6 protein-coding genes, 1 tRNA gene and 2 pseudogenes are annotated in these 10,608 nt (G+C 66.1%); 7 read left to right on the top strand and 2 right to left on the bottom strand.

Annotation, left to right across the window (positions count from 1 at the left end):
• The 5 genes and pseudogenes from ACLPJJ_RS00585 to ACLPJJ_RS00565 form a co-directional block, all read left to right on the top strand.
• Positions 1-257, top strand: a pseudogene (locus ACLPJJ_RS00585) (dipeptide epimerase); the annotation flags it as partial.
• Between the two features lie 110 nt (positions 258-367).
• A tRNA-Thr gene (locus tag ACLPJJ_RS00580) sits at positions 368-442 on the top strand.
• Between the two features lie 13 nt (positions 443-455).
• Positions 456-2,462 (top strand): N-acetylglucosamine-6-phosphate deacetylase, encoded by a 2,007-nt coding sequence (gene nagA / locus ACLPJJ_RS00575; RefSeq protein ID WP_443588724.1) that lies wholly within the window; start codon positions 456-458, stop codon positions 2,460-2,462.
• 23 nt (positions 2,463-2,485) lie between these two features.
• On the top strand, positions 2,486-3,004 hold the full coding sequence (locus ACLPJJ_RS00570) for a hypothetical protein (protein ID WP_443588723.1): 519 nt from the start codon (positions 2,486-2,488) through the stop codon (positions 3,002-3,004).
• 57 nt (positions 3,005-3,061) lie between these two features.
• Complete coding sequence (locus ACLPJJ_RS00565) at positions 3,062-3,454, top strand: hypothetical protein (protein ID WP_443588722.1); 393 nt, start codon at positions 3,062-3,064, stop codon at positions 3,452-3,454.
• Positions 3,455-3,493: 39 nt separating this feature from the next.
• On the opposite strand, the gene ACLPJJ_RS00560 is transcribed toward ACLPJJ_RS00565, so the two are convergent.
• Both ACLPJJ_RS00560 and ACLPJJ_RS00555 read right to left on the bottom strand, forming a co-directional pair.
• Positions 3,494-5,647, bottom strand: coding sequence for a malate synthase G (locus ACLPJJ_RS00560; protein ID WP_443588721.1), 2,154 nt, complete (start codon positions 5,645-5,647; stop codon positions 3,494-3,496).
• A gap of 105 nt (positions 5,648-5,752) precedes the next feature.
• Positions 5,753-7,120, bottom strand: a complete 1,368-nt coding sequence (locus ACLPJJ_RS00555; RefSeq protein WP_443588720.1) for a glycosyltransferase family 2 protein — start codon at positions 7,118-7,120, stop codon at positions 5,753-5,755.
• Between the two features lie 364 nt (positions 7,121-7,484).
• On the opposite strand from ACLPJJ_RS00555, the gene ACLPJJ_RS00550 reads away from it, so the two are divergent.
• Together ACLPJJ_RS00550 and ACLPJJ_RS00545 are read left to right on the top strand one after the other, a co-directional pair.
• Positions 7,485-10,331 (top strand): Rne/Rng family ribonuclease, encoded by a 2,847-nt coding sequence (locus ACLPJJ_RS00550; protein WP_443588719.1) that lies wholly within the window; start codon positions 7,485-7,487, stop codon positions 10,329-10,331.
• Positions 10,332-10,457: 126 nt separating this feature from the next.
• Positions 10,458-10,608, top strand: a pseudogene (locus ACLPJJ_RS00545) (Bax inhibitor-1/YccA family protein); the annotation flags it as partial.

Below are 10,608 nucleotides of genomic sequence, written 5' to 3'. Positions count from 1 at the left end.
TTAACATCAAGCTCGACAAAACAGGCGGCCTTACTGCGGCGCTGGAGCTCGCGAAGGCAGCGCGGGGGCAAGGCCTGGCGACAATGGCGGGGTGCATGGTCGGTACCTCTCTCGCCATGGCTCCTGCCCTTTTGATCGCAGCTGGCGCCGATTTCGTGGACCTTGATGGCCCCTTGCTACTTGCCCGCGACCGCGAACCCGGACTTGTCTTCGAGGGCAGCGTAATCCATCCTTTCGGTGCGGATCTTTGGGGTTGAAAAGGTATCGTTGTCTAAGGCGATGGGCTGCAGCAGGTCTCTCACGGGTTGCTTGAAGATCCCGGATTTGTTATCACTGGCCGCAATGTGCGCTCATCCGCACCTTGCTTGCCGGCTTAGCACAGTGGTAGTGCAGCGGTTTTGTAAACCGAAGGCCGGGGGTTCAAATCCCTCACCCGGCACCAGTATTGTCTCCCCATGATCATCTCAGCCCCACGCCTGTTTCTGGGCGATTCCTTCACCGGCCCCGGCGCTGTGGCGCTGGAGAACGGCCGCATCACCCGCATCATCTTTGGCGATGTAAAAGCTGACATGCAATTAACGCATGGCTTCCTCGCGCCCGGGCTGATCGACCTGCACAATAACGGCGCCTTCGGGGTGGATTGCGCGTTGGCCACGCCCGAGGATTGGGATGTGTTCGTCGCCGGGCTGGCGGCCTGCGGCGTCACCTCCGTGCTGCCCACCGCCATCACCGCACCACTGGCCGATCTGGCACAGGCAGCACGGCGCGTGGCGGCGGCCCAGGCGCGGCATGGGGCGATTCTCGGCCTGCATCTGGAAGGCCCCTTCCTGGCGCCTGAAAAGCGCGGCGCGCATCTGCAGGAATATTTGCGCCTGCCGGATGAAGCGGCGATCGACGAGGTTCTGGCCATGGGCAAGGTGCTGCGCCTCGTCACCCTGGCGCCGGAACTGCCAGGGGCCATAGCCGCCATCGCCCGGTTGCGCGCCGCCGGGGTGGCGGTTTCGCTCGGCCATACCGGGGCGGACGCCGCCACCATGCGCGACGCCGTCTCAGCGGGCGCCACCCTGGTGACCCATGTGTTCAACGCGCAGTCCCCCCTGCATCACCGCTCCCCGGGCGCGCCGGGCGTGGCGCTCACCGATCCGCGCCTCTCCCCCTGCCTGATCGCCGATGGCGTGCATGTCGCGCCGGAGCTGCTGGCCATTGCCTTCGCCGCCTGCCCGCGCGCCATCGCGGTGACCGACTCCATCCTTATCGCCGGGCTGGAACCGGGCGCCGTGCGGGAGTTCGGCGGTGCGCCGGTCACGCTCGGGCACCAGGGCGTGGGGCTTCGGGCGGGCGGCACCATCGCCGGAGCGGGAATCACGCTGGATGAAGGCATTCGCCGCCTCATCGCCGCCGGGGTAACGCCCGAGACCGCCCTCGCCGCCGCCACATCCCGCCCGGCCCTCGCCCTGGGCCTGACGGACCGCGGCATGCTCGCCCCCGGCGCGCGGGCGGATATCGTCTGGTTCAGCGACGATCTTCACCCCCAGCGCGTCTGGACCGCCGGGGTGACGCACGAGCCCGCCGCCAAGCCGCGCGGCACGGAAAGCGCGCAGCCGGAGCTGATGGACCTGGACGAGCGGGACACGCTGGGGATCGTGAACACCTTCCTGGCGCAGGAGCAGGCGGCTCAGCGCGCCCTGGCCGCAGCCGCCCCTGCCCTGGCCAGGCTGGCCGATGAGGTGGCGGCGCGGCTGCAAGCGGGCGGGAGGCTGTTCTACGCCGGGGCGGGCACCTCCGGCCGGCTCGGCTTTCTCGACGCCGTGGAGTGCGGCCCGACCTTCGGCATAGAGGACGGGCTGATCATCCCCCTGCTTGCTGGCGGCCCCTCGGCCTTCATCAAGGCCGCCGAAGGCGCGGAGGATGACAAGGACGCCGCCATCGCCGCGCTCACCGCGCATGGCTTCGACCCGGGCGACGCGCTCGTCGGCATCGCCGCCTCCGGCAGCACGCCCTTCACCCTCGCCGCCATCCGCCATGCCCGGGCTCTGGGCGGGCTTACCGGCGCAATCGTCAACAACGCCGCCTCCCCCATGGCCGAGGCCGCCGACATCGCGGTGCAGATCGTCACCGGGGCGGAAATCATCGCCGGGTCCACGCGGCTCTCCGCCGGGTCCACCCAGAAGATCGCGCTCAACACGCTCTCCTCCATGGTGATGATCCGGCTCGGCAAGACCTACGGCCCCTATATGGTGGACATGCGCGCAACGAACGCCAAGCTGCGCCGCCGCGCCTTGGCAATGGTGCAGCAAATCACGGGCGCGGATGAAAGCGGCGCAGCCCTTGCACTTTCCGCCTGCGATATGCATGTTAAAAGAGCGGCGTTGATGATCTTGCGCCGGCTGACCGCCGAACAAGCCGAGTCGAGGCTGGCGGCGGCAGCCGGTTCACTGCGCCGCGCATTGCATGACCAATGAGGTGAGAACAGGACCAGCATAAGGTGGCGGAGAAGATCATCAGTATCGCACGGCGCGTGGATGACTTCATCATCGACCGGGTGTTGCAGCCTGGGGTCAACCATGCCGGCTGGTATCTTGGCCTGCCTCTCTACACTCTGGCACGGGCCTGCTTGGTCCTTGGCGCCGGCACCGGGCTGATCTGGATCCACGCTTTCGACGCCGCCTTCAGCGCCGATTTCTTCGAGGATATGTTCTGCCTGCTGGTGATGGCAGGCACCGTGTTCACGCAGATCAGCGCGCATGAGCGGCACGCCCCTCGCCGCTCGGCCCTGGCCCCTGCGGTGCGACTCACCGGCCTGCTCTGGCGCACGCTCTGGCTGCTGGACCTCGCACTCTTCCCCTCGCAATGGCCCATGATGAGCCACGGCGCTCTGCTCGGCAGCTTCGCCTGGACGCTGCTGCTGGTGCTGCCCTACTGGCTCATCTGCTGCCGCCAGCCGCCCCCGCCCGAGCCGCTGGCACGGCGCGAGTTCCGTCCAGCCACCATTCCGGTACGTTGACAAGGTGGCCTGCTGGGCTTTTGTGCGCAAAACCCTGACAAAGGCCGCAACGTGACGATGACTAATTTCAAGCAAAAAATGGAGTGGCTGAACGACCAGATCGCCATCCGCGCCAACGCGGTCTTCGCGACGATGGGGTTCTTCTGGTTCTGCCTGATCCTGACCCTGCTGCCGCTGAAATGGCCGGCGACCATGCCCTTCGTGCAATACGCCAGCTCTGGCGTGCTGCAGCTTATTGCCCTGCCGCTGCTCGGCGTCGGCACCATCCTCGCGGCCCGCTCCTCCGACCAACTTGCCAAGGAGCAGCACGACGCGGTGATGGAGACGGTGAATGATGTGCGCGAAATGCTGAGCGAGTTGCACCAGCTGCATCTCGACCTGCACATCAAGGTGAGCGAGGTCATGGAAACCCGGGAGCAGGAGGAGCCTGGCTCCCAGCCAACGGCGTAAAAATTTGGCCGGGGAAGCTGCCTTCCCCGGCCCGTCTGATCAAGCGGCCTTCGCCTCGCGGCGGCGGCGGGTGAGGATGAACTCGGTATAGCCGTTCGGCTGGGTACGGCCCTCGAACACCAGGTCGCACGCCGCCTTGAAGGCCGGGCCGTCATAGGCCGGGGCCATCGGGGTATAGGCGGCATCGCCTTCGTTCTGGCGGTCCACCACCAGGGCCATGCGCTTCAGCGTCTCCAGCACCTGCTCCTTGGTCACCACGCCATGGTGCAGCCAGTTGGCAAGGTGCTGCGAGGAGATGCGCAGCGTGGCACGGTCTTCCATCAGGGCGACATCGTGAATGTCCGGCACCTTGGAGCAGCCCACGCCCTGGTCCACCCAGCGCACCACATAGCCGAGCAGGCTCTGACAGTTATTGTCCAGCTCCTGCTTGATGTCCTCGGGCTTCCAGTTGATGCCCTCGGCCAGCGGAATGGTCAGCAGGTCGGAGAGCTTGGCCGGGACGCGGGATTTCAGCTCCTCCTGCCGGGCGAACACGTCCACCTGGTGATAGTGCAGCGCGTGCAGCGTGGCGGCGGTGGGGGACGGCACCCAGGCCGTGTTGGCGCCCGCGCGCGGGTGGGCGATCTTCTGCTCCAGCATCGCGGCCATCATGTCGGGTGCTGCCCACATGCCCTTGCCGATCTGCGCCTTACCCTGCAACCCGCATTCAAGACCGAAATCGACGTTCCGGTCCTCATACGCCTTGATCCAGGGCTGGGTCTTGATGTCGTTCTTGCGGATGAAGGCGCCAGCCTCGAAGGAGGTGTGGATCTCATCGCCGGTGCGGTCGAGGAAGCCCGTGTTGATGAACACCACGCGGCTCTTAGCCGCCTGGATGCAGGCCTTGAGGTTGGCCGAGGTGCGGCGCTCCTCGTCCATAATGCCCATTTTCAGCGTGTTGGCGGGTAGGCCGAGCAGCTCCTCCACCGCGCCGAACAGCGCGTTGGCGTTGGCCACTTCTTCCGGCCCGTGCAGCTTGGGCTTGACGATATAGACGGACCCGGTGCGCGAATTGCGCTTGGCCTTGAGGTCATGCATCGCAATCAGCGAGGTGATGACGGCATCCACCACGGTCTCCGGCACTTTCTCGCCGTTCAGGGTGATGATGTCGGTGAGCATGTGGTGGCCGACATTGCGCATCAGCAGCAGCGAGCGGCCATGCAGGGTGAGCGTGCCGCCATCCGGCGCGGTGTACACGCGGTCCTCGTTCAACGCGCGCTCGAAGGTCTTGCCGCCCTTCTCCACCGGCGCGGTGAGGGTGCCCTGCATCAGGCCGAGCAAGTTGCCATACACCACCACCTTGTCCTCGGCATCCACGGCGGCCACCGAGTCCTCGCAGTCCATGATCGTGCTGATCGCGGATTCCAGGATGATGTCCGCGACATGCGCGGTGTCGTTCTTGCCGATCGGGTGGTTGGCGTCGATCAGGATGTCGGCGTGCAGGTTATGGTTCTTCAGCAGCACGCCCTTCGGAGCCGCGGCATCGCCGGTATAGCCGGCGAATTGGGCGGCATCGCGCAGCCCCACCTCGCCCGAAGGCAACACCACGGCCAGATGCCCGTTATGCACCTTATAGGCCACGGCATCGGCATGGCTGCCGTCAGCGAGCGGGAAATGCGCGTCGAGGAAGGCGCGGCCGCGGGCGACGACGGCGTCGGCGCGGGTCATGTTGAACCCCTTGCCACGGGCGATCTCGCCCTCGTCGGGCAGCGCGTCGGTGCCGTAGAGCGCGTCATACAGGCTGCCCCAACGGGCATTGGCGGCGTTCAGCGCGTAGCGGGCATTGTTCACTGGCACCACCAGCTGCGGCCCGGCGATACGGGCGATCTCGTCGTCCACATTGGCGGTGTCGATGCTGAAGGCGGCGGGCTCAGGCAGCAGATAGCCGATCTCGCGCAGGAACGCCTCATAGGCGGCGGCGTCATGCTCCTTGCCCCAATGCTTCACGTGCCAAGCGTCAACCACCCCCTGCAACTCATCGCGCTTGGCCAGCAGCGCCGCGTTGGTGGCGGAGAATTTTTCCAGGAGCTTCGCAAACCCGGCCCAGAACGCGCCCTGCTCCACCCCGTTGCCGGGCAGCGCCTTGTTGTTCACAAAATCATACAGCACCGTGGCGATGCTCAGATTGTTCAGGCTTGTTCTTGATTCAGACATTTGAGGCTCCTCGTGTTCTGCTCGGCCTGATGCCGCATTACGTGGTAAAATCCAAGCGCCCGTTACGGCAAAAAACTTTTGCGGAAATAGCGTGAAAGCGCCGGTTCACGGCACCGTACCGTACACCTCAACCTGGTCCAGATGCAGGAAATTCCGCCCCAGCAGGGTCACGCGCACATAGCGCGCCCAGGCCGTGCCCGGCCCGGCCCAGACATAAGGCTCGGCCAGCGGCGCCCCGTCGCGCTTTTCCACCAGCTCCACCCAGGCGGAGCCATCTATGGACACGCTCAGGCTGAAATCGCGGAAACGGTCCTGGACATGGTCCCGGGTGTTGTGGACGTGGATTTCCGTGATCGTGGCGATACCGCCCAAATCCACCTGCCACCACGGGTTGTCCTCGAGATCGGTATGGAATTTCCGCGTTCCGTCGAGCACCCCGTTCACCGCCCCGGCGGCGTCCTCCTCCGGCGTGGGGGCGAAGGAGTATTCGCAATGCGAGCTTTGCATCGCGCGCTTGCCACGGCTGATATTGTCCGGCCGCGTGGGGGTTTGCCGCAGTTCAGGCAGGCTGGTGCCGAACTCCCAGGCGCGGCGGCGACGCTCCGCCCAGAAGCCGGCGAGGCACGTGTCCTCGACTCCGTTCATTTGCGCCAATAGCCCCTCGAAGCCCGCTCCTTCAGCGGCCTTTTTCCATATGCCCTGGTCGCTGAAATCCCCCTTCAGCCCACGCGCACTGCGTTCGGCATAGGCCTGCTCGGAGCGGAAGGCGTAATGGTGGACCACCGCCGTCTCCAGCAGTTGTTCCCGCCGCGCCGGGACATTGGCGAACTCCCGTGAGCTGTCCGGAAACCCCTGATAATATTCGGCCATATCCTCGCCGAGCGCATTCACGGCGGCAACCGGCCGGTCTACCTTGCTGCCGATCTCGTGCCAAAACCCGCGCGCGCGGCGCCGGTTCGCGAGATCGATCTCCGCCACTGCCGCGCTGCGGGCGACGAGCTTGGTAAACGGGTGGATTGACGCCTCCCGCCGGGTAAAATTCTCCAGCACCAGCCCTTCCGGCGGGGTTTTATGGCCGTTGGGGCCGAAGAATATCCAGTTGAACAGCACGCACTCCACCTCCGGCGGGAAGCGTTGCATGAAGCCGTCGATCTCCTCCCCCGGCGGCAGGCGCAAGAATTCGTCAATGTCGAAAAACGCCACCCATTCCGTCTCCGCCAGCCCGTGGCGGAGGAAATGCGCGTACATCTCGTATTGCTGGCCCTGATGCGGGTGGTGGTAAAAGGTGACGAACGGCGCCGCCCCTTGGGTAAACGGCAGCACACGCTCGTAAAACGGCCCTGGGTCGTCATCATTGCAATAGAGATAGACATGACTGAACCCGGTCTCCCGGTAGTAGTTCAGCCATTCCACAATATAAGGTGTCTCCCACCGGGCGCAGGCGCATATGGCAAAACGGTGCTTGGCGGTCATCCCCGGTATCCATGGTCCAGTGGTCGCCGCTTATGTTGCTGGCAAACCCCCGGCTGAACAACCCCCTTGCGGGACAGGGGGTTTTGGGCCATCTAGGATGGTAGGCTTCCGGGCCTGGGTGGAGATCGGCCTTGCACGGCTGGTTCCGCGCTCCGGAGCCGTTAATAATAAATACCCCATGGCCGTGGCATCATGCCCCGGCGAGTTCAAGGACCGATGACCGCTCTGCCTACCGAAGTCTCCATTTTCTGCTCGGAAAAGGCGCGGTTCTGGTCTGCATCCCAATTTCTACCCTCATATCGCGCGCTACTGGCTCTGAGCCCTTCTGCTCGGGCCGGCACATGCCGCGCGCACCGGAGTTTTTATGACGAAAAGAATGTTGATCGACGCCAGCCACGCGGAAGAAACCCGCGTGGTGGTTCTGGATGGCAACCGGCTTGAAGATTTCGACGTCGAGACCGTCGGCCGCAAGCAGATAAAAGGCAATATCTACCTTGCCAAGGTGATCCGGGTCGAACCCAGCCTGCAGGCGGCCTTCGTAGAGTACGGCGGCAACCGCCACGGGTTCCTCGCCTTCGGGGAAATCCACCCGGATTATTACCAGATCCCCGTCGCCGACCGGCTGACGCTGCTGGCCCTGCAGGCCGAGGAAGAAGCCGCCTGCGCCGCCGAGGAAGACGCCGCGGAAGAGGCTCCCGCCCCCGCCGAGACCGCCCAGGCGCTCGAAATCAAGCCGATCGAGATCGTCGCCGCCCCGCCGCCGGAAGAGCCCGAGCCGCATGGCGAGGTGCTGGAGGAGCCCACCGGCATTGCCGAAGCGCTGAGCGAGCCCGCGGCGGCGGAAGAGATCGCCCCGGACGCGGAAGCCCCGGCCACGGTGGAAACCCTGCCCGAGGAAGAGACCCCGGCGGCCGAGCTGCCCCTCACCGAGGCGGCGCAGACCGAGACCGAATACGCCGAGGCCGCCCAGGGCGGCATGGCCGATGCTTCGGAGACCACGGTGGAGACGGTCGAGACCGTCAACGGCGTGGAGACCATCGAGCCCGAGAGCGGCGCGGAAGCCCCCACCCCCGAGCAACTCGGCGGCGACGGCGATGACGCTGCAGAAGCCCGCGAGCGCCGCATGCGCCAGCGCTTCCTGCGCAATTACAAGATCCAGGACGTGATCCACCGCCGCCAGATCATGCTGGTGCAGGTGGTGAAAGAGGAGCGCGGCAACAAGGGTGCGGCGCTCACCACCTATCTGTCGCTCGCCGGGCGCTTCTCCGTGCTGATGCCGAACTCGCCCACCGGCGGCGGCGTCTCGCGCAAGATCACCTCGCAGGCCGACCGCCGCCGCCTGAAGGAGGCGATGTCGGAGCTGGACGTGCCGCAGGGCATGGGGCTCATCGTACGCACCGCGGGGGCCAACCGGCCCAAGCCCGAGATCAAGCGCGACTGCGAGTACCTGCTGCGCCTGTGGGACGACATCCGCGACAAGACGATGGACTCCACCGCCCCGGCGCTGATCTATGAGGAGGCGAACCTCATCAAGCGCGCCATCCGTGACGTCTATACACGCGATGTCGAGGACATCCTGGTGGACGGCGAGGAGGGCTTCAAGGCGGCGCGGGACTTCATGCGCATGCTGATGCCGAGCCATGCCCGCAAGGTGCAGCTGTGGACGGAAGGCCAGCCGCTCTTCTCCAAATCCCAGGTCGAGGCCCAGCTGGACGCCATGCTGAGCCCGATCGTGCAGCTGCGCTCCGGCGGCTACATCGTCATCAACCAGACGGAAGCCCTGGTCGCCATCGACGTGAACTCCGGCCGCTCGACGCGCGAGCGCAGCATCGAGGACACGGCGCTGCGCACCAACATGGAAGCCGCCGAAGAAGTGGCCAAGCAGCTGCGCATGCGCGACCTCGCGGGGCTGATCGTCATCGACTTCATCGACATGGAGTCCCGCAAGAACAACTCGGCCGTCGAGCGCAAGCTCAAGGACGCGCTGAAGCATGACCGCGCGCGCATCCAGGTCGGCAGCATCAGCCATTTCGGCCTGATGGAAATGTCGCGCCAGCGCCTGCGTCCCTCGCTCACCGAGGCCTCGCTGATCGTTTGCCCGCATTGCGCCGGCATGGGCCATATCCGCTCGCCGGAAAGTGCCGCGCTGCATATCCTGCGCGCCATCGAGGATGAGGGCGCCAAGTTCCGCGCCGCCGAGATCTCCGTCGTCCTGCCGCCGGAAATCGCCTTCTACCTGTTCAACCACAAGCGCGAGCGGCTCTCGATCATCGAGGAACGCTACAATATGCGCGTGATCTTCACCCCGGATGCGACGCTGACCGGCACGAATTTCCGCATCGAGCGGCTGAAGGCGCAGACCGCGCCGCCGCCCGCCCCGGCGCCGATCCGCCCCGAGCGCCAGATCGCCGCCCCGGTGGAGGAGATCGCCGAGGAGGAAGAGACCGAGGCCGAGGCAGTAGAGGGCGAGACCGCCGCCGAAACCGCGGAGCGGGCCGAGCGCAAGCGCCGCCGCCGCCGCCGTGGCAAGCGCCGCGACGAGCGTGGCGCGACGGAAACGGCCGAAGAGGCCGAGGAGGGCGAAGCCCAGGCTGGCGAAGTCCAGGCTGGCGAAGCTCTGCCGGAGGCCGCAGCTGTGGCCGAGGATCAGCCCACGGAGATCGATCTGGTGCTGGAAGCGGCACTCGGCGCGCCGCGGGATGAGGCCGCAGAGGCCGCCCAACCGCTACTGACCGAGGAAGCCCCGGCAGCCGAGGAAGCCGCGCCCAAGCGCCGCCGCAGCCGAGGTGGGCGCCGCCGCCGCACCACGGCCGAGGAGGGTGAGACCCCTGCTGAGGAAGCTGCCCCGGCACCGGTTTATGCCGACATCGCGGACATCTTCGAGGCCGCCGAGCGTGCCGAAGAGGAAGCCCGCCGCGCCGCGCGCGAGGCCGCCGAGGCCGCCCAGCCGCTGCTGATCGAGGAACCGGCGGTGGTGGCAACCGTGGACGAACTCCCAGGCCTGGCGGCGGAAGACGCCCAGGTGACGGCAGAACCCGTGCCCGAAGCCCCGCTGATTGAAGCCCCGGCGGTTGAAGCGCCGGTGGCCGAGGCCCCTGCCCCCGAGCCCGCCGAAGCAGCCCAAGCTGCCCCGGAACCGGCGGTGAAGCCCATCATCGTGGGCAGCGAAGCAGCCCCGGCCGCCAAAAAGACCGGCTGGTGGCGGCGCTAAGCCGTCTCTCTTACCTTTCGCAAGTGAATTGGCGGCGGCAACACCGCCAATTCACTTGAAAACCTTACGAAACGGAAGAATCATGACTCCAGGGCCCTGCGGCCCATTTAAGGAGCGATTTCTTCCATGGCATTAAACCCGAACAATTCCTACCGCACGGCGCAGACTGGCTTCTCGGCCTATGGCAGCGCGGCTCTGGATGCCGGTCTGCGCGCCTATATGCTGCGCGTATATAACTGGATGGCCTCCGGCCTCGTGCTCACCGGGCTGGTCGCCT

The organism is Acidocella sp., from assembly GCF_052326845.1.
Lineage (GTDB): Bacteria > Pseudomonadota > Alphaproteobacteria > Acetobacterales > Acetobacteraceae > Acidocella.
Note: the sequence above shows the minus strand (reverse complement) of the source record. Positions and strands in the feature narration are given on the sequence as shown.

Coding starts and splice junctions, on each gene's coding strand:
- nagA (WP_443588724.1), top strand. CDS start 456: ATGATCATCTCAGCCCCACGCCTGTTTCTGGGCGATTCCTTCACCGGC.
- ACLPJJ_RS00565 (WP_443588722.1), top strand. CDS start 3,062: ATGACTAATTTCAAGCAAAAAATGGAGTGGCTGAACGACCAGATCGCC.
- ACLPJJ_RS00560 (WP_443588721.1), bottom strand. CDS start 5,647: ATGTCTGAATCAAGAACAAGCCTGAACAATCTGAGCATCGCCACGGTG.
- ACLPJJ_RS00555 (WP_443588720.1), bottom strand. CDS start 7,120: ATGACCGCCAAGCACCGTTTTGCCATATGCGCCTGCGCCCGGTGGGAG.
- ACLPJJ_RS00550 (WP_443588719.1), top strand. CDS start 7,485: ATGACGAAAAGAATGTTGATCGACGCCAGCCACGCGGAAGAAACCCGC.